General features: G+C 71.8%; 22 protein-coding genes and 1 pseudogene. 18 read left to right on the plus strand and 5 right to left on the minus strand.

Annotated elements, in window-relative coordinates:
* Window positions 1–37 precede the first annotated feature (37 nt).
* Genes hisD through hisF form a run of 8 tightly spaced genes read left to right on the plus strand, consistent with a single transcriptional unit; the run spans window position 38 to window position 5,760 of the window.
* Window positions 38–1,363 (plus strand): histidinol dehydrogenase, encoded by a 1,326-nt coding sequence (gene hisD / locus WBG99_RS27115; protein ID WP_338898804.1) that lies wholly within the window; start codon window positions 38–40, stop codon window positions 1,361–1,363.
* Window positions 1,360–2,472: a histidinol-phosphate transaminase gene (locus WBG99_RS27120; protein WP_338898805.1), complete on the plus strand. Its 1,113-nt coding sequence runs from the start codon at window positions 1,360–1,362 to the stop codon at window positions 2,470–2,472. The genes hisD and WBG99_RS27120 overlap by 4 nt, the downstream gene beginning before the upstream one ends.
* Window positions 2,469–3,071 (plus strand): imidazoleglycerol-phosphate dehydratase HisB, encoded by a 603-nt coding sequence (hisB, locus tag WBG99_RS27125; protein WP_338898806.1) that lies wholly within the window; start codon window positions 2,469–2,471, stop codon window positions 3,069–3,071. The genes WBG99_RS27120 and hisB overlap by 4 nt, the downstream gene beginning before the upstream one ends.
* Window positions 3,068–3,232: a hypothetical protein gene (locus WBG99_RS27130; RefSeq protein ID WP_033528086.1), complete on the plus strand. Its 165-nt coding sequence runs from the start codon at window positions 3,068–3,070 to the stop codon at window positions 3,230–3,232. The genes hisB and WBG99_RS27130 overlap by 4 nt, the downstream gene beginning before the upstream one ends.
* The gene (gene hisH, locus WBG99_RS27135; RefSeq protein WP_338898807.1) at window positions 3,223–3,873 is read left to right on the plus strand and encodes an imidazole glycerol phosphate synthase subunit HisH; all 651 of its coding nucleotides are present in this window, start codon (window positions 3,223–3,225) and stop codon (window positions 3,871–3,873) included. The genes WBG99_RS27130 and hisH overlap by 10 nt, the downstream gene beginning before the upstream one ends.
* Window positions 3,874–3,875: 2 nt before the next feature.
* Complete coding sequence (priA, locus tag WBG99_RS27140; protein WP_338898808.1) at window positions 3,876–4,610, plus strand: bifunctional 1-(5-phosphoribosyl)-5-((5-phosphoribosylamino)methylideneamino)imidazole-4-carboxamide isomerase/phosphoribosylanthranilate isomerase PriA; 735 nt, start codon at window positions 3,876–3,878, stop codon at window positions 4,608–4,610.
* Window positions 4,607–5,008 carry a RidA family protein gene (locus WBG99_RS27145; RefSeq protein WP_338898809.1) on the plus strand — a complete coding sequence of 134 codons (402 nt, stop codon included), beginning with the start codon at window positions 4,607–4,609 and terminating at the stop codon, window positions 5,006–5,008. Before priA ends, WBG99_RS27145 begins: the two co-directional genes overlap by 4 nt.
* Window positions 5,005–5,760: an imidazole glycerol phosphate synthase subunit HisF gene (gene hisF, locus WBG99_RS27150; RefSeq protein WP_338898811.1), complete on the plus strand. Its 756-nt coding sequence runs from the start codon at window positions 5,005–5,007 to the stop codon at window positions 5,758–5,760. The genes WBG99_RS27145 and hisF overlap by 4 nt, the downstream gene beginning before the upstream one ends.
* Before the next feature lie 113 nt (window positions 5,761–5,873).
* Here the strand turns inward: hisF and WBG99_RS27155 are convergent, their stop codons facing one another.
* Window positions 5,874–6,509, minus strand: coding sequence for a TIGR03085 family metal-binding protein (locus WBG99_RS27155; protein ID WP_338898812.1), 636 nt, complete (start codon window positions 6,507–6,509; stop codon window positions 5,874–5,876).
* A gap of 142 nt (window positions 6,510–6,651) precedes the next feature.
* On the opposite strand from WBG99_RS27155, the gene hisI reads away from it, so the two are divergent.
* The 10 genes and pseudogenes from hisI to lgt all read left to right on the plus strand — a co-directional run bounded on the left by hisI (window position 6,652) and on the right by lgt (window position 16,096).
* Window positions 6,652–7,098: a phosphoribosyl-AMP cyclohydrolase gene (gene hisI / locus WBG99_RS27160; RefSeq protein ID WP_338898813.1), complete on the plus strand. Its 447-nt coding sequence runs from the start codon at window positions 6,652–6,654 to the stop codon at window positions 7,096–7,098.
* Window positions 7,099–7,109: 11 nt separating this feature from the next.
* On the plus strand, window positions 7,110–8,624 hold the full coding sequence (locus WBG99_RS27165) for an anthranilate synthase component I (protein ID WP_338898814.1): 1,515 nt from the start codon (window positions 7,110–7,112) through the stop codon (window positions 8,622–8,624).
* Between the two features lie 25 nt (window positions 8,625–8,649).
* A pseudogene (locus tag WBG99_RS27170) lies at window positions 8,650–9,293 on the plus strand (TIGR02234 family membrane protein).
* A 182-nt stretch (window positions 9,294–9,475) separates the two neighbouring features.
* Entirely contained in the window at window positions 9,476–9,742 is a 267-nt protein-coding gene (locus WBG99_RS27175) for an HGxxPAAW family protein (protein WP_338898815.1), read from the plus strand.
* Window positions 9,743–9,880: 138 nt separating this feature from the next.
* Window positions 9,881–10,375, plus strand: coding sequence for a DUF2752 domain-containing protein (locus WBG99_RS27180; protein WP_338898816.1), 495 nt, complete (start codon window positions 9,881–9,883; stop codon window positions 10,373–10,375).
* Between the two features lie 172 nt (window positions 10,376–10,547).
* Window positions 10,548–11,357, plus strand: a complete 810-nt coding sequence (gene trpC, locus WBG99_RS27185) for an indole-3-glycerol phosphate synthase TrpC (protein ID WP_338898817.1) — start codon at window positions 10,548–10,550, stop codon at window positions 11,355–11,357.
* A 661-nt stretch (window positions 11,358–12,018) separates the two neighbouring features.
* Window positions 12,019–13,308 (plus strand): tryptophan synthase subunit beta, encoded by a 1,290-nt coding sequence (trpB, locus tag WBG99_RS27190; protein WP_338898818.1) that lies wholly within the window; start codon window positions 12,019–12,021, stop codon window positions 13,306–13,308.
* Complete coding sequence (trpA, locus tag WBG99_RS27195) at window positions 13,305–14,120, plus strand: tryptophan synthase subunit alpha (RefSeq protein ID WP_338898819.1); 816 nt, start codon at window positions 13,305–13,307, stop codon at window positions 14,118–14,120. The genes trpB and trpA overlap by 4 nt, the downstream gene beginning before the upstream one ends.
* A 128-nt stretch (window positions 14,121–14,248) precedes the next feature.
* Window positions 14,249–15,025 (plus strand): thioredoxin domain-containing protein, encoded by a 777-nt coding sequence (locus WBG99_RS27200; RefSeq protein ID WP_338898820.1) that lies wholly within the window; start codon window positions 14,249–14,251, stop codon window positions 15,023–15,025.
* Between the two features lie 99 nt (window positions 15,026–15,124).
* Window positions 15,125–16,096: a prolipoprotein diacylglyceryl transferase gene (gene lgt / locus WBG99_RS27205; protein ID WP_338898821.1), complete on the plus strand. Its 972-nt coding sequence runs from the start codon at window positions 15,125–15,127 to the stop codon at window positions 16,094–16,096.
* Between the two features lie 92 nt (window positions 16,097–16,188).
* Here lgt and WBG99_RS27210 read toward each other — a convergent pair whose 3' ends face one another.
* The 4 genes from WBG99_RS27210 to WBG99_RS27225 are packed head-to-tail and all read right to left on the minus strand — an operon-like array spanning window position 16,189 to window position 20,828.
* Entirely contained in the window at window positions 16,189–17,013 is an 825-nt protein-coding gene (locus WBG99_RS27210) for a CoA ester lyase (protein ID WP_338900507.1), read from the minus strand.
* A gap of 25 nt (window positions 17,014–17,038) precedes the next feature.
* The gene (locus tag WBG99_RS27215; RefSeq protein ID WP_338898822.1) at window positions 17,039–18,238 is read right to left on the minus strand and encodes a CoA transferase; all 1,200 of its coding nucleotides are present in this window, start codon (window positions 18,236–18,238) and stop codon (window positions 17,039–17,041) included.
* Window positions 18,235–19,647 carry an ADP-ribosylglycohydrolase family protein gene (locus tag WBG99_RS27220; RefSeq protein WP_338898823.1) on the minus strand — a complete coding sequence of 471 codons (1,413 nt, stop codon included), beginning with the start codon at window positions 19,645–19,647 and terminating at the stop codon, window positions 18,235–18,237. Before WBG99_RS27220 ends, WBG99_RS27215 begins: the two co-directional genes overlap by 4 nt.
* Window positions 19,644–20,828: an ADP-ribosylglycohydrolase family protein gene (locus WBG99_RS27225; protein WP_338898824.1), complete on the minus strand. Its 1,185-nt coding sequence runs from the start codon at window positions 20,826–20,828 to the stop codon at window positions 19,644–19,646. Before WBG99_RS27225 ends, WBG99_RS27220 begins: the two co-directional genes overlap by 4 nt.
* Between the last annotated feature and the right edge of the window lie 4 nt (window positions 20,829–20,832).

Consider the following 20,832-nt stretch of genomic DNA (forward strand, 5'->3'; position numbering starts at 1 on the left):
GGACGGCCGCCCGCGCCGGTCTGAGAGAATTGGGCGTGTGATCTCCCGAATCGATCTGCGCGGCGACGCCCTCCCGGAGGGACCCGCCCTGCGCGACCTGCTGCCCCGAGCCGACTTCGACGTCTCGGCCGCCCTGGAGAAGGTGCGTCCGATCTGCGAGGCCGTGCATCATCGGGGCGACGCGGCGCTGATCGACTTCGCGGAGAAGTTCGACGGCGTCCGTCTGCAGTCGGTACGGGTCCCGGCCGAGGCCCTCGCCCAGGCGCTGGAGCAACTCGACCCGGCCGTCCGCGCGGCCCTGGAGGAGTCGGCCCGCCGTGCCCGCGTCGTCCACCGCGAGCAGCGCCGCACCACCCACACCACCGAGGTCGTCTCCGGCGGCACGGTCACCGAAAAGTGGGTACCGGTCGAGCGCGTCGGCCTTTACGCCCCCGGCGGCCGGTCGGTGTACCCCTCCTCCGTCATCATGAACGTGGTCCCGGCCCAGGAGGCCGGCGTAGGCTCCATCGCCCTCGCCTCGCCCGCGCAGGCCGAATTCGGCGGGCTCCCGCACCCCACGATCCTCGCCGCCTGCGCGCTGCTCGGCGTCGACGAGGTGTACGCGGCCGGTGGCGCCACCGCCGTCGCGATGTTCGCGTACGGCACCGAGTCCTGCCCGCCGGCCACCATGGTCACCGGGCCGGGCAACATCTGGGTGGCCGCCGCCAAGCGGTACTTCACCGGCGTCATCGGCATCGACTCCGAGGCGGGCCCGACCGAGATCGCGGTCCTCGCGGACGACACCGCCGACCCGGTGCACGTCGCCGCCGACCTGATCAGCCAGGCCGAGCACGACCCGCTCGCCGCCGCCGTCCTCGTCACCGACTCCGTCGCCCTCGCCGACGCGGTCGAGAAGGAGCTGCAGCCGCAGGTCGAGGCCACCAAGCACGTCGAGGACCGTGTCCGCCCCTCCCTCGCGGGCCGGCAGTCCGCGATCGTGCTAGTCGACGGCGTCGACGAGGGCCTGCGCGTCGTCAACGCGTACGGCGCCGAACACCTGGAGATCCAGACGGCTGACGCCAAGGCGGTCGCCGAGCGCGTCGTCAACGCGGGCGCGATCTTCATCGGTCCCTGGGCGCCGGTCTCGCTGGGCGACTACGCGGCCGGCTCCAACCACGTGCTCCCGACCGGCGGCTGCGCCTGCCACTCCTCCGGCCTGTCGGTCCAGTCCTTCCTGCGCGGCATCCACATCGTCGACTACACGAAGGACGCGCTGGCCGAGGTCGCGCACCACGTGGTGACGCTGGCGGAGGCGGAGGACCTGCCCGCGCACGGCGCGGCGATCAAGGCGAGGTTCGGCTGGAAGGTACCTGAGGGCAAGTGAGCGACGTACGTATCGACGATCTCCCCGTACGCGACGAGCTGCGCGGCAAGTCCCCCTACGGCGCGCCCCAGCTCGACGTCCCCGTACGGCTGAACACCAACGAGAACCCCTACCCCCTGCCGGAGCCACTGGTCGAGCGGATCGCCGAACGGGTGCGGGAGGCGGCCCGGCACCTCAACCGGTACCCGGACCGGGACGCGGTGGAGCTGCGCACGCGCCTCGCCGAGTACCTGACGAAGACCTCCGGACACGAGGTCGGCCTGACGAACGTCTGGGCGGCGAACGGCTCCAACGAGGTCATCCAGCAACTCCTGCAGACCTTCGGCGGGCCCGGCCGTACGGCGATCGGCTTCGAGCCGTCGTACTCCATGCACGGGCTGATCTCGCGCGGCACGGGTACGGGATGGATCTCAGGCCCCCGCAACGAGGACTTCACGATCGACCTCTCCGCCGCCGAGAAGGCCGTCGCCGAGCGTCGCCCGGACGTCGTCTTCATCACCACACCCAACAACCCCACGGGCAACGCGGTCTCGCGCGAGACCGTCCTCGCGCTGTACGAGGCCGCGCAGGCGGCCAAGCCGTCGATGGTGGTCGTGGACGAGGCCTACGTCGAGTTCAGCCACGGCGACTCACTGCTGCCGCTGCTCGAAGGACGGCCGAATCTCGTCGTCTCACGCACGATGTCCAAGGCCTTCGGCGCGGCCGGCCTGCGCCTCGGCTACCTCGCCGCCCACCCGGCGGTCGTCGAAGCGGTCCAGCTCGTCCGGCTGCCGTACCATCTCTCCGCCGTCACCCAGGCGACCGCGCTGGCCGCCCTGGAGCACACCGACACCCTGCTCGGTTATGTCGAACAGCTGAAGGCGGAGCGGGACCGGCTGGTCGAGGAACTGCGTGCGATCGGCTACGAGGTGACCGAGTCCGACGCGAACTTCGTGCAGTTCGGCAGGTTCGAGGACGCGCACGAGGTCTGGCGCGAGATCCTCGACCGGGGCGTTCTGGTCCGGGACAACGGCGTTCCGGGGTGGCTGCGCGTGACCGCGGGAACCCCGGCCGAAAACGACGCGTTCCTCGACGCGGTACGTGACTTGAAGAAGGAGCAGAGCGCATGACTCGCGAGGGACGCCTCGGAAGAATCGAGCGAACCACCAAGGAGACGTCGGTCCTCGTCGAGATCAATCTCGACGGCACCGGCCGGACGGAGATCTCCACCGGGGTCGGCTTCTACGACCACATGCTCGACCAGCTCGGCCGCCACGGTCTGTTCGACCTGACCGTGAAGACCGACGGTGACCTGCACATCGACTCCCACCACACGATCGAGGACACCGCCCTCGCGCTGGGCGCCGCCTTCAAGCAGGCCCTCGGCGACAAGGTGGGCATCTACCGCTTCGGCAACTGCACGGTCCCGCTGGACGAGTCCCTCGCCCAGGTCACCGTCGACCTGTCCGGCCGCCCCTACCTCGTGCACACCGAGCCCGAGAAGATGGCGCCGATGATCGGCGAGTACGACACCACGATGACCCGGCACATCCTGGAGTCCTTCGTCGCCCAGGCCCAGATCGCGCTGCACGTGCACGTGCCGTACGGGCGCAACGCGCACCACATCGTCGAGTGCCAGTTCAAGGCGCTGGCGCGGGCGCTGCGCTACGCGTCCGAGCGCGACCCGCGCGCGGCCGGCATCCTGCCCTCCACGAAGGGCGCGCTGTGAACGGCCTGTCCACCGTCCTGATCGTCGTCGGCCTCTTCCTGGTCGGCGGGATCATCTCGTTCGCCAAGCAGCAGATGCCGAAGAGTCTCATCACGCTGCTCTCGATCGGCGCCGCGATGTGTCTCGTCGCGGGCATCCTGCGGCTGGAGGTGTGGAATTGAGCACCGCGTCCAAGAAGGTCGTCGTCTTCGACTACGGCTTCGGCAACGTGAGGTCCGCCGAGCGTGCCCTCGCGCGCACGGGAGCCGACGTCGAGATCACGCGTGACTTCGACAGGGCCATGAACGCCGACGGGCTGCTGGTGCCCGGCGTCGGCGCCTTCGCCGCCTGCATGAAGGGGCTGAAGGAGGCCCGCGGTGACTGGATCATCGACCGCCGGCTCGCCGGCGGCCGACCGGTGATGGGCATCTGCGTCGGTATGCAGATCCTCTTCGCGCGCGGCATCGAGCACGGCGTGGAGACCGAGGGCCTCGACGAGTGGCCGGGCGCGGTCGAGCCGCTCCAGGCCGAGGTCGTGCCGCACATGGGCTGGAACACCGTCGACGCCCCGGCCGGCACCGAACTCTTCGCCGGGCTGGACACCGACGCCCGCTTCTACTTCGTGCACTCCTACGCCGTCCACGACTGGTCCCTGGAGACGCACAACCCCGCCCTGACCGCCCCCAGGGTCACCTGGTCCACGCACGGCAAACCGTTCGTGGCGGCCGTCGAGAACGGCACCCTGTGGGCCACGCAGTTCCACCCCGAGAAGTCCGGCGACGCCGGAGCGCAGCTGCTGAACAACTGGATCGGAACCCTGTAGCCATGGCAAAGCTCGAACTCCTTCCCGCCGTCGACGTCCGTGACGGCCGGGCGGTCCGGCTCGTCCACGGCGAGTCCGGCACGGAGACCTCCTACGGCTCCCCGCTGGAGGCCGCCCTCGCCTGGCAGCGCGCGGGCGCCCAGTGGCTGCACCTGGTCGACCTGGACGCCGCGTTCGGCACCGGCGACAACCGGGACCTGGTCGCCGAGGTCACCGAGAGCCTGAAGGAACTGCACGTCAAGGTCGAGCTGTCCGGCGGCATCCGGGACGACGCCTCCCTGGCGAAGGCCCTGGCCACCGGCTGCACCCGGGTGAACCTCGGCACCGCCGCCCTGGAGACCCCCGAATGGGTCGCCAAGGTCATCGCCGAACACGGCGACAGGATCGCGGTGGGCCTCGACGTGAAGGGCACCACCCTGCGCGGCCGTGGCTGGACCCGCGACGGCGGCGACCTCTACGAGACGCTGGAGCGCCTCGACAAGGAGGGCTGCGCCCGGTACGTCGTCACGGACATCGCCAAGGACGGCACCCTCCAGGGACCCAACCTGGAGCTGCTGAAGAACGTCTGCGCGGCGACGGACCGTCCGGTCGTGGCCTCCGGCGGCGTGTCCTCCCTCGACGACCTGCGGGCCATCGCCGAGCTGGTTCCGCTCGGTGTCGAGGGCGCCATCGTCGGGAAGGCCCTGTACGCGAAGGCGTTCACCCTGGAAGAGGCCTTGGAGGCTGTGTCCACATGAGCGGATCCGTGCGGCGCGTGCAGAGCGGCAGTCCCTGGGAAGAGTCCTTCGGCTTCGCACGCGCCGTCGCGGTGGGCGACCGCGTCCTGGTGGCGGGCACGACGGCCTTCAAGGGCGAGGTGCTGTACGGGGAGGGCGACCCGTACGAGCAGGCCAAGGTGGCCTTCGCGAGCGCGATCGAGGCGATCGGCGAGTTCGGGCTCGGCGTCGAGTCCGTGATCCGCACGCGGATGTACCTGACACACATGCGGGACGTGGACGACGTGGGGCGGGCCCACAAGGAGCTCTTCGACCCGGTCCGCCCGGCCGCGACCCTGCTGGTCGTGGACGGTTTCGTCGACTCGCGCATCCTTGTCGAAGTAGAAGTCGAAGCATTCAGAGGAGCCGTGGATTCATGACCCTGGCGGTCCGAGTCATCCCCTGCCTGGACGTGGACAACGGCCGGGTCGTCAAGGGCGTCAACTTCCAGAACCTGCGCGACGCGGGCGACCCCGTCGAGATGGCCAAGGTGTACGACGCCGAGGGCGCCGACGAGCTGACGTTCCTGGACATCACCGCCTCGTCGGGCAACCGCGAGACGACGTACGACGTGGTGCGCCGCACCGCCGAGCAGGTCTTCATCCCGCTGACGGTCGGCGGCGGTGTCCGCACGGGCGAGGACGTGGACAAGCTGCTGCGGGCGGGCGCGGACAAGGTCGGCGTCAACACGGCGGCGATCGCCCGCCCGGACCTGATCCGAGAGATCGCCGAGCGCTTCGGCCGCCAGGTGCTGGTCCTGTCCGTGGACGCGCGCCGTACCGAGTCCGGATCCTTCGAGGTCACCACCCACGGCGGTCGCAAGGGCACCGGCATCGACGCCGTCGAGTGGGCCCACCGGGCCGCCGAACTGGGCGCCGGCGAGATCCTGCTCAACTCGATGGACGCCGACGGCACGAAGGACGGCTACGACCTGGAGATGATCACGGCCGTCCGCAAGCACGTCACCGTCCCCGTCATCGCCTCCGGCGGCGCGGGCAGGCTCGCCGACTTCTCCCCGGCCGTCGAGGCGGGCGCGGACGCCGTCCTCGCCGCGTCGGTGTTCCACTTCGGCGACCTGCGCATCGGCGAGGTCAAGGACGCGCTGCGGGGCGCGGGACACCCCGTGCGGTGACACCGCGCTCAGCTTGACGTTCAACCCCGACAAGATCGTCTCTTGCCGGGGGCGGACGTCAACTTCAGGAACGAGCCCCGGCCGCCATCGGCGACCGGGGCTTCCCGCTCGGCTCAGAGCCCCAGCTGCTTCGTCTCGTGCAGCTTCGCGATCGCTTCCTTCTCGCCGTCCAGCTCCACGTCGGCGACCTGCTGCCGGCCGTACAGGAACAGCAGCAGCTCCGAGGGCTCGCCGGTGACCGTGACGACGGGGGCGCCGCGGTGGGCCACCACGGTCTGGCCGTCAGGGCGGCGCAGCACCAGGCCGGTGGGGGCGCCGCGGCCCATGAGGCGGGCGGTGCGCTCCAGACGCGACCAGAGGGCGTCCTGGAAGACGTGGTCCAGCTCGCGCGGCGACCACTCGGGCCGGGCGCGACGGATGTCTTCGGTGTGGACGTAGAACTCGATCGTGTTCGACACCTCGTCGATCTGTTTGAGGGAGAAGGGCGAGAAACGCGGCGGACCGGTGCGCACGAGCTGGATCAGCTCCTCGTACGGCTTCGCGGCGAACTCCTCCATCACCCGGTCCAGGCGCGGCGCGAGCTGCTTGATGATGATGCCCCCGGCGGCGTCGGGGCGGCGCTCGCGCACCACCACGTGCGCGGCGAGGTCACGGGTGGTCCAGCCGTCGCACAGGGTGGGAGCCTCCGGGCCCGCGGTCTCCAACAGGTCGGCGAAGAGAAGCCGTTCACGCTTGGCATGGGTCGACATACGACCAGCCTACGACCGTGCCACCGCTTCGCCCAGCGCAGGTCCGGCCGAATCGCGGCAGCGATGCCGTTCGTATGACAAGAAGGTCCGGCCTGTGGACAACGGACGAGGCGGGTCACCGCGGCGCGGCACAATGGCACGCATGACCAGCACGCCGTCCTCCAGCAGCCGCCGTAGTCCCGGAGCCCCCAGCGGCCCCGGCGCTCCCAGCGCGCTGGACCCCGAGATCGCCGCGCGCCTCAGGCGCAGCGCCGACGGGCTCCTGCCCGCCATCGCCCAGCAGTACGACACCGGAGAGGTGCTCATGCTCGGCTGGATGGACGACGAGGCCCTGCACCGCACCCTCACCACCGGCCGCTGCACCTACTGGTCGCGCAGCCGCCGCGCGTACTGGGTGAAGGGCGACACCTCCGGCCACTTCCAGTGGGTGAAGTCCGTCGCCCTGGACTGCGACGCCGACACCGTCCTCGTCAAGGTCGACCAGGTGGGCGCCGCCTGCCACACCGGCGCCCGCACCTGCTTCGACGAGGACGTCCTCAAGGCCGTCGTGGGCGGCGCCGATTCCGACGTACCGTCACCGGGTCAGTAAGGTCAGCAGCCATGGACCTCGACACGTTCCGCAAGCTGGCCTCCGACCGCCGTGTCATCCCCGTCAGCCGCAAGCTCCTCGCCGACGGCGACACCCCGGTCGCGCTCTACCGCAAGCTCGCAGCCGAGCGCACCGGCACCTTCCTCCTGGAGTCGGCGGAGAACGGCCGTACGGCGTTTCAATGGTCTCGCTACTCCTTCGTGGGCGTCCGCAGCCACGCCACCCTCACCTCCCGGGACGGCCGGGCGCACTGGCTCGGAACCCCGCCCGTCGGCGTCCCGGCCGAGGGCGACCCCCTCGCCGCCCTGCGCGCCACCATCGAGGCGCTGCACACCCCGCACCAGGAGGGCATGCCCCCCTTCACCGGCGGCATGGTCGGCTACCTCGGCTACGACATCGTGCGCCGCCTGGAGAAGATCGGCCCCGGCGAGCGCGACGACCTCCAGCTCCCCGAGCTGACCATGCTGCTCACGAGCGACCTGGCGGTCATGGACCACTGGGAGGGCTCGGTCCTGCTGATCGCCAACGCGATCAACCACAACGACCTGGACACCGGCGTCGACGAGGCCCACGCCGACGCCGTCGCCCGCCTGGATGCCATGCAGGCCGACCTCGCCCGGCCCGTCGCCCAGCCCCCGGCGGCCCTCCCGCCCTCCGAACTGCCCGAGTACACCGCACTGTGGGGCGGCCCCGACTTCCAGGCGGCCGTCGAGGACGTCAAGGAGCGCATCCGGGCCGGCGAGGCATTCCAGGTCGTCCCCTCCCAGCGCTTCGAAACACCGTGCACGGCAAGCGCGTTGGACGTCTACCGGGTTCTCAGGGCGACCAACCCCTCCCCGTACATGTACCTGTTCCGCTTCGACGGCTTCGACGTCGTCGGTTCCTCCCCCGAGGCCCTGGTCAAGGTCGAGGACGGGCAGGCCATGGTCCACCCCATCGCCGGCACCCGGCACCGGGGGGCGACTCCGCAGGAGGACCAGGCCCTCGCCGACGAGCTGCTCGCCGACCCCAAGGAGCGCGCCGAGCACCTGATGCTCGTCGACCTGGGCCGCAACGACCTGGGCCGGGTCTGCGAGCCGGGCTCCGTCGAAGTGGTGGACTTCATGTCCGTCGAGCGGTACTCGCACGTCATGCACATCGTCTCCACCGTCACCGGCCGGGTCGCGCCGGGCCGTACGGCCTTCGACGTGCTGACCGCCTGCTTCCCCGCGGGCACCCTCTCCGGCGCCCCGAAGCCGCGCGCCATGCAGATCATCGACGAGCTGGAGCCGTCCCGCCGGGGCCTGTACGGCGGCTGTGTCGGCTACCTCGACTTCGCGGGCGACTCCGACACCGCCATCGCCATCCGCACCGCCCTGCTGCGCGACGGCACGGCATACGTCCAGGCCGGCGCCGGCATCGTCGCCGACTCCGACCCCGTCGCCGAGGACACCGAGTGCCGCAACAAGGCGGCGGCGGTCCTGCGCGCGGTGCACACGGCGAACCGACTCGGACAAGAGGGCGCCTGTCACGTGAGCCCCGGGTGACAGGCACCCCGGGACGCAGGCGATAGTGGAGTACGTGACCGCAGTACCTCCCCCCGACCCGAACCCGAGTCCGTCCGCGCCGGTCGGCGCAGCCTCGCCCTGGCGCTGCTGAGCGGCGCGCTGGGCGCGGCCGTCGTGCTGCTCGCCAGCCGCCAGCGCTGGTCGGAGGGCACCGCCTCGGTGGCCGGCGGCGCCTTCCCGCTGACCGCCAAGGGCGGCGACGTCACGGGTGTGCCCGCGGCCCTCGCCATAGTGGGCCTCGCCGCGCTCGTCGCCGTCTTCGCCGTGCGCCGGTCCGGGCGCGTCCTGGTCGCCCTCCTGCTCGCCCTCTCCGGCGCGGGCACCATCGCCGCCGCGCTGCTCGGCGTGAACGACAGCTCGGCGCTCGACGACAAGGCGGCCGAGGCCTCCGGCGACAACGCCGCGACCGTCGACGCGCTCAGCCACACAGGCTGGCCGTACGTCGCGGCCGCCGGCGGCGCGCTCATCCTGCTCGCCGGGCTGCTCGCGCTCCGCTACGGACGGCTGTGGCCCGCGATGTCCGGCCGCTACGAGCGAGACGGCACCCCCCGCCCGCGCAAGGCCGAGCCGGTCGACCCCGACCGGCCGGAGGACATGTGGAAGGCCCTGGACCGAGGAGAGGACCCCACGGGGCGGGACCCGGCCTAGAGTCGTACGACTTCATGGTTGGAGCCGTACGCCCCCCGGTGACGGGGCGGGCCGGGCCGGGAGTGAGACCCCCGCTCAAGGCACTCGCGCGGGTACGGGACAATGGACGGCGAGCGTCCGACTCACCCGGGCATCGAGCGACACGCATCGAGCACCACGCATTGAACAACGAGGAGCAAGTCATGGCGGGCAGCAGCCACGGTCACACCCCGGCCGCCTGGACCGGCGTCACCATCGCCTTCATCGGTTTCTGCGTCTCGGGCGCCTACATGGTGATGGCCGAGCCGCTGGGATTCTGGGCCGGCATGGTCATCGTCGTCCTCGGCGGCGTCGTCGGCATGATCATGCGAGCCATGGGCATGGGCCGGCCGAAGGACGCGAACGCCGCGTACGAGACGGCGGAGCGCGACAGGGCCAAGGGCCCCGAGCCGGCCGGCGCCAAGAGCTGACTTCCAGGTGAGGGGCAGCCCGGCACGTACGTCGCCGGGCCGCCCCTCACCCGCGTCACAGAGCCCGGACAGGCGGTTCCCCCGGGAGCCGGGCACCCGGCCGCCCCGCGGGCGCGCTCACGGCCCGCGCGGGGCAGAATGCGGTGTGTGAACGCCGAGACCCCTCCAGTGTCGCCGCAGCCCCCCGACCCGGCCGCCGCGCTCGCAGGCCCCGACACGGGGACCGGGCCGCGCACGGGGCGGGCGCGTGGGCTCTGGGTGCCCGCCGGGGTGCTCGCGGGCGTCGGCGGGGCCTTCGCGTACGTCGCCGCCGTCGACCCCAACGAGCCCGGCCACTACCCGGTCTGCCCGCTGCTGCGCTTCACCGGCCTCTACTGCCCCGGCTGCGGCGGTCTGCGCAGCGCGCACGCCTTCGCGCACGGGGACATCGCGACCGCCTTCACCGCCAACGCCCTCGCCGTGGCCGGTTTCGTGGGCTTCGCGGTGCTGTGGACGGTCTGGGTCGTCCATGAGGCGCGCGGACGACCGTTGCGCGTCCCGGTCGGTCCTGTCGGGTTGTGGACGCTCGGCGCGTTGGCCCTGGCATTCACGGTGGTCCGGAACCTGCCTTTCGGCGGCTGGCTCCATCCTTGATCGAACGGCGAACGTCCAGGTAGTGGGACCGTCGTCAACCGGATGCGAGGCCTACGCCCTCCTGCGGATACCATCGCAGTGAACTGCCAGAACCCTGAGAACCGCTCGACTGTCCACACACGACCGTCAAACGTTGTCACCGATTCACACCGTCTGAAAGGGGGCCGCTCGCGTGAGTGTGCTCGACGAGATCATCGACGGAGTCCGTGCCGACCTCGCGGAGCGGCAGGCGCGCGTCAGCCTCGACGAGCTCAAGGAACGCGCGGCGAAGGCTCCGGCGGCCAAGGACGGCGCGGCAGCCCTGCGCGGCGACGGCGTCAAGGTGATCTGCGAGGTCAAGCGGTCCAGCCCCTCCAAGGGCGCGCTCGCCGCGATCGCCGACCCGGCAGGCCTGGCGGCCGACTACGAGGCGGGCGGCGCGGCGGTCATCTCCGTGCTCACGGAACAGCGCCGTTTCGGCGGTTCGCTCGCCGACCTGGAGGCGGTCCGCGCGCGCGTGGACATCCCCGTCCTGCGCAAGGACTTCGTCGTCACCTCGTACCAGCTGTGGGAGGCCCGGGCGTACGGCGCCGACGTGGTGCTGCTGATCGTCGCGGCCCTCGACCAGCCGGCGCTGGAGTCTCTGGTCGAGCGCGCCGAGTCCATCGGGCTCACCCCGCTCGTCGAGGTCCACGACGAGGACGAGGTCGAGCGCGCGGTCGACGCCGGTGCCCGGGTGATCGGCGTCAACGCCCGCAACCTCAAGACCCTGGAGGTCGACCGCTCCACCTTCGAGCGCGTCGCCCCCGAGATCCCCGACTCCATCGTCAAGATCGCCGAGTCCGGCGTCCGGGGCCCGCACGACCTCATCGCCTACGCCAACGTCGGCGCCGACGCGGTCCTCGTGGGCGAGTCCCTCGTCACCGGCAGGGACCCCAGGACCGCCGTGGCCGACCTCGTCGCCGCGGGCGAACACCCGGCGCTCCGGCACGGGCGGGGCTGACCCGCGCCATGACCGACCACACCTTCGTCGCCGACCGGCCGGGGCCCGCCTCGGCCGGGGCACCGGGGTGCGTACGGTCGGCGGCGGTGTCGCCCGTCACCGGTTTCACCCACACGGGTGATTCGGGGCCGGTAGGATGTGCCGCGATGTTCTCGATCGCCATGACGACCAGGGACCCCTACGCCCGCCTCGCGCGCGGGTGCCGTCCCCGTGGCTGCCGGGCGCCCGCCCGACGCGTCCACGGGCGCCGGGTCCGCTATGTCATCGGTGACGAGCCGGGCCAGGTGAACGGTATGCGATGGCCCCGGACGCGTGTCACCCGCGGTGAGCTGAGTCCATCTCCGAACGCCGGGTGAGGTGCACCGCCGGATGCCGGGTGCGGCCTCCGGCCGGTCCGGCACCGCGGCCTCGCCGTCCGGGGTACTCGTCGCCACGGCGGAAGGCCGTCCGGCGGCGGGATTCGACAGGCCCGACGAGTTCGACGAGGCCGGGTCGAGCGGACGGAGTCCCTCAGCCCTGCCGTGAGCTGCCCGCGCCGTCCCATGAGCTGCCCGTGGCTGCCATCATCCGCTCACACCACCGGTGACACCCCTGCGTGGGTCTCTTCCTCACCCCTGCCGACCGATCGACATCGGGGCTGCGCCCCCTGCGAGGTAACCGCATGTCCAGTGAGTTCTTCATTCCCGACCCGGAGGGTCAGGTCCCCAGCACCGAGGGGTACTTCGGCGCGTACGGCGGCAAGTTCATCCCGGAGGCGCTGGTCGCCGCCGTGGACGAGGTCGCCGTGGAGTACGACAAGGCCAAGCACGACCCCGAGTTCGCCCGCGAGCTCGACGATCTGCTCGTGAACTACACCGGGCGGCCCAGTTCGCTCACCGAGGTGCCGCGGTTCGCCGAGCACGCCGGCGGGGCCCGGGTGTTCCTCAAGCGCGAGGATCTCAACCACACCGGGTCGCACAAGATCAACAACGTGCTGGGGCAGGCCCTGCTCACCAAGCGTATGGGCAAGACCCGGGTCATCGCCGAGACGGGAGCGGGCCAGCACGGCGTCGCCACCGCCACCGCCTGCGCGCTCTTCGGGCTCGACTGCACGGTCTACATGGGTGAGATCGACACCCAGCGGCAGGCCCTCAACGTCGCGCGCATGCGCATGCTGGGCGCCGAGGTCGTCGCCGTGAAGTCCGGGTCCCGGACCCTGAAGGACGCCATCAACGAGGCCTTCCGCGACTGGGTCGCCAACGTCGACCGCACCCACTACCTCTTCGGTACGGTCGCCGGGCCCCACCCCTTCCCCGCCATGGTCCGCGACTTCCACCGGGTCATCGGCGTGGAGGCCAGGCGCCAGCTCCTCGAACGCGCCGGGCGGCTGCCCGACGCCGCCGTCGCCTGCGTCGGCGGCGGGTCCAACGCCATCGGGCTCTTCCACGCCTTCATCCCGGACACCGGCGTACGCCTCATCGGCTGCGAGCCAGCCGGGCACGGCGTCGAGACCGGTGAGCACGCCGCGACCCTGACCGCCGGTGAGCCGGGCATCCTGCACGGATCGCGGTCGTACGTCCTGCAGGACGAGGAAGGGCAGATCACCGAGCCGTACTCGATCTCGGCGGGCCTCGACTACCCGGGCATCGGCCCCGAGCACTCGTACCTCAAGGACAGCGGTCGCGGCGAGTACCGCGCGGTCACCGACGACGCGGCCATGCAGGCGCTGCGTCTGCTGTCGCGCACGGAGGGCATCATCCCGGCGATCGAGAGCGCGCACGCACTCGCCGGTGCCCTGGAGGTCGGCAAGGAGCTGGGCAGGGACGGGCTGATCGTCGTCAACCTGTCCGGGCGTGGCGACAAGGACATGGACACGGCGGCACGCTACTTCGACCTGTACGACACAGCTGCCGACGCCGAGGTCGCCGCCGACGCGGCCGACCTCGCCGAGATCGAGGGGGACGCCAAGTGAGCGGCAACATCCAGCTGTTGAGCGACACCCTCGCCGCCGCCAAGGCGGAGGGGCGGTCCGCGCTCATCGCCTACCTGCCGGCCGGGTTCCCGACCGTCGACGGCGGTATCGCCGCCGTCAAGGCGGCCTTCGAGGGGGGCGCCGACGTCGTCGAGGTCGGGCTGCCGCACAGTGACCCGGTCCTCGACGGGCCCGTCATCCAGACCGCCGACGACATCGCGCTGCGCGGTGGCGTCAGGATCGCGGATGTGATGCGTACGGTGAGGGAGGCCTTCGAGGCCACCGGGAAGCCCGTCCTCGTCATGACGTACTGGAACCCGATCGACCGCTACGGCGTGGAGCGCTTCACGGCCGAGCTCGCGGAGGCGGGCGGCGCGGGCTGCATCCTGCCCGACCTGCCCGTCCAGGAGTCGGCGCTGTGGCGGGAGCACGCCGAGAAGCACGGACTCGGCACGGTCTTCGTCGTCGCGCCCAGCAGCAGGGACGCCCGTCTCGCCGAGATCACCGCGGTGGGCAGCGGCTTCGTCTACGCCGCCTCGCTGATGGGCGTCACGGGCACCCGGGAGTCCGTGGGCGCGCAGGCAGAGGACCTGGTGCGGCGCACCAAGGCGACCACGGACCTGCCCGTCTGCGTGGGCCTCGGCGTCTCCGACGCCCGGCAGGCCGCCGAGGTCGCCGGGTTCGCCGACGGGGTGATCGTCGGCTCCGCCTTCGTGAAGCGGATGCTGGACGCGCCGGACGAGGCGGCCGGCCTGGACGCCGTACGGGAACTGGCGGGCGAGCTCGCGAAGGGCGTGCGCCGGGGCGCGTGACAGGGCGCGTGACGTTCACCCCTTTGTCGTACGAGGGTGGCTGGACGTAACGGGCAATCCGCTCACTCGAACGGGTGGAAGTGGGACCGGGGAGGCGCTGTGCGCCTCCCCGGTTCGTTCTGCGGGATGTGAGCGAGAAGAACCGTGAGGGAAAGCGCACCGCCCGTGAACGGCTGGCGGAGGAGCGAGCGAAGCAGAAGGCCGCCGAGAAGCGCCGTCGGGTGTTGATCGTGGGTGCCTCGGTACTGGGCGTGCTGGGGCTGGCGGCCGTGATCGGCGTCGTGGCGGCGAACGCGGGCAAGGACGACGCCGCCGCCACCGCGGGCCCGGTCGTGGCGCCCTCCGGGGCGAACGGCGAGGACAGCCTCGCGATCCCCGTCGGGGACGCCGACGCGAGATCGACCCTCTCGGTGTGGGAGGACTTCCGCTGCCCGGCCTGCAAGTCCTTCGAGGACGCGTACCGCTCGACGATCCACGAGCTGACCGAGGCCGGAAAGCTGAAGGTCGAATATCACCTGGTCACCCTGATCGACGGGAACATGGGCGGCAGCGGCTCCCGGAAAGCCGCCAACGCAGCCGCGTGCGCGCAGAACGAGGGCAGGTTCCCCGAGTACCACGACGTGCTGTTCGAGAACCAGCCCGCCGAGACCAGTGACGACTTCGCCAGCAACCGCAAGCTGCTCGACCTGGCGGGGAAGGTGGACGGGCTGGACTCCTCCGCCTTCCGCAGCTGCGTCGAGGACGGCAGGCACAACAGCTGGGTGGCGAAGTCGAACGACGCCTTCCGCAAGGGCGGCCTCTCGGGCACGCCGAGCGTCTTCCTCAACGGCACCAACATCTACGCGGACCAGTCCATGACCCCCGCCAAGCTGAAGCAGATGGTGGAGGCGAAGGCCCAGGGCTGAGTCCCCGGTGAGGCCAGGGGCGTGGGGCGGGGCGTTATGGACCCGTTGCCGTCCCTGCCCGCCGTCGCCCCTGCCCGGCAGGGTAGCGTCGACCCTGCCATGGAACTTGCCTACATTCCCAGCCCGTCGCGCGGGGTGCTCTACCTCGGTCCCGTCCCGCTGCGCGGCTACGCCTTCTGCATCATCATCGGAGTCTTCGTAGCCGTCTGGCTCGGCAACAAACGCTGGGTCGGCCGCGGCGGGCGGGCCGGTACGGTCGCCGACATCGCTGTCTGGGCCGTGCCCTTCGGGCTCGTCGGTGGACGGCTCTACCACGTGATCACGGACTACGAGCTGTACTTCAGCGAGGGCCGCGACTGGGTGGACGCCTTCAAGATCTGGGAGGGCGGGCTCGGCATCTGGGGCGCGGTCGCGCTCGGTGCGGTGGGTGCCTGGATCGGGTGCCGTCGTCGGGGCATTCCGCTTCCCGCGTACGCCGACGCCGTGGCGCCCGGCATCGCCCTCGCGCAGGCGATCGGGCGATGGGGCAACTGGTTCAACCAGGAGCTGTACGGCAGGCCGACGGATCTGCCGTGGGCCCTGGAGATCACGTCCTCCACGGACGGGCGGGTGCCGGGCACCTACCACCCGACCTTCCTCTACGAGTCGCTGTGGTGCGTCGGCGTCGCGGTCCTCGTCATCTGGGCCGACCGTCGCTTCCGGCTCGGGCACGGGCGGGCGTTCGCGCTGTACGTCGCCTCCTACTGCGCGGGGCGGTTCTGGATCGAGTACCTGCGGGTGGACGACGCCCACCACATCCTGGGCCTGCGCCTGAACAACTGGACCGCGCTGTTCGTCTTCCTCCTCGCCGTGGCCTACATCATCCTGTCGGCCCGCAAGCGGCCTGGGCGCGAGGAAGTCGTCGAGCCGGGTGTCTCCGACGGGAACGGGGACGAGGGTGCGGCTTCGGTGGAGTCCGCGGCCAAGTCGGACGATGAGAAGAAGGACGAGAAGACCTCCGACTCCGCCGCTGAGGGTACGGAGACTACGGAGGCCCCTGAGGACAAGGCCAAGTCCGCCGAGAAGAGCTGATCCGCCGCTCCGCGACGGTTCGTCCCCAGCCCACCCGCCCTGTCAGGGCGGGTGGGTTTTCGGGTTCGGGGGAGAGAGGCCCGGGCGGCTGGTCAGTGTCTGATGGAGCGGTTCGCCAGGGACAGGGTTCTCCGGGCGCCCGCTACCACCGCCGGGTCGATGAAGCGGCCGTCGGGAAGGGCTTGGGCGCCGGGGGCGGTGGTCGCGGCTTCGAGGATCTCCTCGGCCGACTCGATCTCCGCCGGGGTGGGGGCGTAGGCGCGTTCGATCACCGGGAGTTGCCGGGGATGGACGGCGGCGCGGCCGAGAAAGCCGAGAGCGCGGCCGTGGGCGGAGGTGACCGCCAGGCCTTCGAGGTCTCTCGTGTCCGGGTACAGGGACTGGGCGGGGGAGGGGAGGCCGGCGGCGCGGGCGGCCAGGACTGTGCGGCAGCGGGGCCAGTCGAGGGCCGGGTCGTGGCGGACGGCCAGATCGGCGCGGAGGTCCGCCTCGCCGAGGGCGATGCCGTGGAGGGCGGGGTGGGAGGCGGCGATGTCGTAGGCCCGTTCCACGCCCAGAGCCGATTCCAGGAGGGCGTACAGCGGGAGGCTGCCTCCTCGCGCGGGTGCGGTGCGTTCCGCGACACGTACGACCTCGGCGGGGGAGGTGATCTTCGGAAGGCGGAGGGCCGCCAGGCCGGGGAGGGGGGAGAGGGCGGTGAGGTCGTCCTCGGCGAGCGGCGTGTCCAGGGCGTTCACGCGGACGTGGACCGGAACGGGAGGAGGGCCCGCGAGGAGTTCCGCCGTGGCCGCGCGTGAGTAGGCCTTGCGGTCGGGGGCCACGGCGTCCTCCAGGTCCACGATCACCACGTCCGCGCCCGAGGCCAGGGCCTTGGCGACCACCTCCGGGCGGTCACCGGGGACGTACAGCCAGGTCAGGGGAAAGGGGGCGTCGGCCGGTCGGTCATAGGGCGCCCTCCTGGCGGAGGGTCTCGATGTCCGGTTCCGACAGGCCCAGTTCGGTCAGGATCGCGTCGGTGTCGGCGCCGTGCGGACGGCCCGCCCAGCGGATGGCGCCGGGAGTGTCGGAGAGCCGGAAGAGCACGTTCTGCATGCGCAGGGGGCCGAGGTCGGGGTCGTCGATGGTGGTGAGGGTGTCCAGGGCCCGGTATTGGGGGTCGGTCATCACCTCCCTGATGTCCTGGATGGGGGCCACCGCCGCCTCCGCCTTCTCGAACGCCTCGATGACCTCCTCGCGGGTGTGGCGGGCGATCCACGTGCCGACCGCCTCGTCCAGGACGTCCGCGTGGCGGGCCCGGTCCGCCCCCGAACCGAACCACGGCTCCTCGATCAGCTCGGGGCGGCCGACCAGGCGCATCACCCGTTCCGCGACGGACTGGGCGGAGGTGGAGACGGCCACCCAGGAGCCGTCCGCCGTGCGGTAGGTGTTGCGGGGCGCGTTGTTGGCGGAGCGGTTGCCGGTGCGGGGCTGGACGTGGCCGAGCTGGTCGTACCAGAGGGGCTGGGGGCCCAGGACGGTGAGGATCGGCTCGATGATGGCCATGTCGACGATCTGCCCCTCGCCCGTACGGTCACGCCCGGCGAGTGCCGTCATCACCGCGTACGCCGTCGCCAGGCCCGCGATCGAGTCGGCGAGACCGAAGGGCGGCAGCACCGGCGGGGCGTCCGGTTCGCCGGTGATCGCGGCGAAGCCGCTCATCGCCTCGGCGAGCGTGCCGAAGCCGGGACGTTGGGCGTACGGGCCGAACTGGCCGAAGCCGGTGACGCGGGCCAGGACCAGGCGCGGGTTCGCGGCGGACAGCTCCTGCCAGCCCAGGCCCCATTTCTCCAGGGTGCCGGGGCGGAAGTTCTCGATGATCACGTCGGAGGTGGCGGCGAGGCGGAGGAGGGTGTCACGGCCGCCGGGGGTGGAGAGGTTCAGCGTCAGTGTGCGCTTGTTGCGGCCCAGCAGTTTCCACCACAGGCCCACGCCGTCCTTCGAGGGGCCGTGGCCGCGGGACGGATCCGGCTTCGTGGGGTGCTCGATCTTGATGACCTCCGCGCCGAAGTCGCCCAGCATCGTGGCGGCGAGGGGACCGGCGAAGAGGGTGGCGAGGTCGATGACGCGGAGGCGGGTGAGCGGGGGGTCGTACGCCTGGGTCATGGGCGGTGGGTCTCCCGGAGGGTGAGGCGGGCCAGGGCGTCGAAGCCGATGCCGTCGAAGTCGGAGATCGAGGTGGCCAGGCGGTTCTTGAGGGGGACCGTCCAGCGGTCGGGGAGGGCGCTTGGGGAGCCGGCCAAAAGGCCCGCGATGCTGCCTGCCGTCGCGCCGTTGGAGTCGGTGTCCCAACCGCCCGACACCGCACGGCAGACGGAGGCCGTGAAGTCGCCGTCCGCGTGGGTGAGGGCGGCGGTGAGCAGGGCCGCGTTGGGAAGGGCGTGGACCCAGTGGTGGTCGGCGTAGGTGGTGTGGAGTTCGTCGACGATCGTGTCGAAGTCGTCGGTTTCGGCGGCGAGCCGGAGGGCGTGGTTGACCGCCCTCGCCAGGCGGGATTCCGGGGGGACGACCTTGAGGCCGGTGCGCAGGCAGTGGTGGATGTCGTGGGTGTGGGTGTGGGTGTGGGTGTGGGTGCGGGTGCCGGTGTCTGCGGCGGCTTCGGCGATGGTGGCAGCGATGAACATCGCCGCGTAGACCCCGTTCGCCGTGTGGGTGAGGGTGGCGTCACGGTGGGCCTGCTCTGCTGCGGCGGCCGGGTCGCCGGGGTTGGTCCAGCCGTGGACGTCGGCGCGGATCAGGGCGCCGATCCATTCGCGGAACGGGTTGCGGTGGCGGGCGGTGTGCGGGGGGCCGACGCCGGTGAGGAGGTTGCGGTAGGCGATGCGTTCGGCGGTGAACGTGCGCCCTGCGGGGAGTTCGTCCAGCCAGAGCCTCGCCACGTCGGTGGTGGTGAAGTCGCTGCCGTGGCGGGCCAGGAGGAGGAGGTTCAGGAGAGGGTAGTCGAGGTCGTCGTCCTCGGGCATGCCGTCGATGTTCTCGGCGAGGGAGGTGGAGGCCGAGCGGCGGTTCCAGGGGTGGGCGGCGAGGAGTTCCGGGGGGACGCCTCGGGCGGTGAACCAGGTGGTGAGGGGCCAGTTGCCGGCGGCGGCGGCGAGGTGGCGGATGGCGGTGAGAGGGAGTTTTTCGACGGGTTTGCCCAGGAGGCAGCCGACGGCGCGGCCCAGCCAGGCGGCCTCGAGGCGGGGAAGGTACGTGGCCGGGGCGGGCGCGGGCCGAGCCGGGTGAGCGGGCCAGTTCGGGCACAGGGCCCTGATCCTGTCCAGCTCTGTCGGCTCGCTCTCCGCCAAGCCGCTCGGTAGGTCTGCCAGTTCGTCCAGCAGGTCCTCGGCCAGCAGTCTCACGTAGCGGGAGGCCGGCCGGCCGGACGCGCCGGCGCGGAGGGGGGCCGGGGGGCCGCCTGCCGCCTGCCAGCGAGCGGCGATGGCCGAGGATTCGCGGCCGTCCTGTACCGCCTGGTGGAGTTCGTGGCCCAGGAGGTCCTCCGGCTGGACCCAGGTGAGGCGGAGGGGGGTCACCGGAGGGGCGCCAGGGTGGTGAAGGCGGCCTCGTGGGCGCGCCGGCGCCGTACGTCCTGGTCGTGGATCTGGAGGGTGACCTCCGTCAGTGTCGTGGCGGGGGCGTGCAGGTCCAGGCGGCTGGCCTCCGCCACCGTCTTGGCCCAGTCGGGCGGGATCTCCGAGCCCAGCGCGCCCGCCAGAGCACCGGACATCGTGGCGATCGAGTCGCAGTCGCGGCCGTAGTTCACCGAGCCCAGGACCGCGTGGCGGTAGTCGCCGCGGGCCACGAGCAGCATGCCCAGGGCGATGGGGAGTTCCTCGATCGCGTGGAGGCGGGAGGGGCGGCGGGCGCCGAGGGAGGGGGTGCGGTAGTCGGGGCCGACCGTGTCGAAGGGGGCCACCGCCTCGCGCAGCGGCCGTAGCGCCGACTCGAAGTCCGTGTACCTGGACGCCACTTCGCACACCGCCTCGACCGCCGCGTGCGTGCCGTCCTTCGCCAGCCGGAGGACGGCCTCGGTCACCGACTCCGCCGTCGCGCCCGGCAGACACGCCGCCGCCACCGCCGCGGCGAACACGCCCGCCGCCTCCCTGCCGTACGACGACTGGTGGGCGCCCGCGATGTCGAGGGCCTCGGCGTACGCGCCCGCCGGGTCGGCCGCGTTGACCAGGCCGACGGGGGCCATGTACATCGCGGCGCCGCAGTTGACGATGTTGCCGGTGCCGGCCTCGCGGGGGTCGATGTGGCCGTAGTGGAGGCGGGCCGCCAGCCACTTCTCGGCGAGGAAGACCCGCTGGAGGGGGAGGGCCTCGGCCTCCAGCTCCGGGATCCAGCGCGGCGTCGTCATCATGTCCGGTACGAGGTGCTCGGCGACGGCGTACGCGTCCAGGTGGTCGCGGACGCGGTCGTACACCCGGACCAGCGCGTGCGTCATCAAGGTGTCGTCGGTGACGTGGCCGTCGCCCTTGTGGTACGGGGCGAGGGGGCGGGCGGTGCGCCAGTCGTCGCCGCTCCAGGGGCCGACGACGCCGTGGATACGGCCGCCGTGGCGTTCGAGGATCTGCTCCGGTGTGTAGCCCTCGACCGGGCCGCCGAGGGCGTCGCCGACGGCGGCGCCGACCAAGGCGCCGGTGATGCGCTCTTCGAGGCCTGCTTCGGCGGGGGGCATGGCGTGCAGGTTGGCTTCCGTGGGGGGCGTCATGCCC

Origin of the sequence: Streptomyces sp. TG1A-60 (assembly GCF_037201975.1) — a bacterium.
Taxonomy (GTDB): Bacteria; Actinomycetota; Actinomycetes; order Streptomycetales; family Streptomycetaceae; genus Streptomyces.

What these genes read in the sequence shown, in the direction of transcription:
- hisB (WP_338898806.1), top strand. Translation starts at nt 2,469, where the DNA reads ATGACTCGCGAGGGACGCCTCGGAAGAATCGAGCGAACCACCAAGGAG.
- priA (WP_338898808.1), top strand. Translation starts at nt 3,876, where the DNA reads ATGGCAAAGCTCGAACTCCTTCCCGCCGTCGACGTCCGTGACGGCCGG.
- WBG99_RS27145 (WP_338898809.1), top strand. Translation starts at nt 4,607, where the DNA reads ATGAGCGGATCCGTGCGGCGCGTGCAGAGCGGCAGTCCCTGGGAAGAG.
- hisF (WP_338898811.1), top strand. Translation starts at nt 5,005, where the DNA reads ATGACCCTGGCGGTCCGAGTCATCCCCTGCCTGGACGTGGACAACGGC.
- WBG99_RS27155 (WP_338898812.1), bottom strand. Translation starts at nt 6,509, where the DNA reads ATGTCGACCCATGCCAAGCGTGAACGGCTTCTCTTCGCCGACCTGTTG.
- hisI (WP_338898813.1), top strand. Translation starts at nt 6,652, where the DNA reads ATGACCAGCACGCCGTCCTCCAGCAGCCGCCGTAGTCCCGGAGCCCCC.
- WBG99_RS27165 (WP_338898814.1), top strand. Translation starts at nt 7,110, where the DNA reads ATGGACCTCGACACGTTCCGCAAGCTGGCCTCCGACCGCCGTGTCATC.
- WBG99_RS27175 (WP_338898815.1), top strand. Translation starts at nt 9,476, where the DNA reads ATGGCGGGCAGCAGCCACGGTCACACCCCGGCCGCCTGGACCGGCGTC.
- WBG99_RS27180 (WP_338898816.1), top strand. Translation starts at nt 9,881, where the DNA reads ATGCGGTGTGTGAACGCCGAGACCCCTCCAGTGTCGCCGCAGCCCCCC.
- trpB (WP_338898818.1), top strand. Translation starts at nt 12,019, where the DNA reads ATGTCCAGTGAGTTCTTCATTCCCGACCCGGAGGGTCAGGTCCCCAGC.
- lgt (WP_338898821.1), top strand. Translation starts at nt 15,125, where the DNA reads ATGGAACTTGCCTACATTCCCAGCCCGTCGCGCGGGGTGCTCTACCTC.
- WBG99_RS27215 (WP_338898822.1), bottom strand. Translation starts at nt 18,238, where the DNA reads ATGACCCAGGCGTACGACCCCCCGCTCACCCGCCTCCGCGTCATCGAC.
- WBG99_RS27225 (WP_338898824.1), bottom strand. Translation starts at nt 20,828, where the DNA reads ATGACGCCCCCCACGGAAGCCAACCTGCACGCCATGCCCCCCGCCGAA.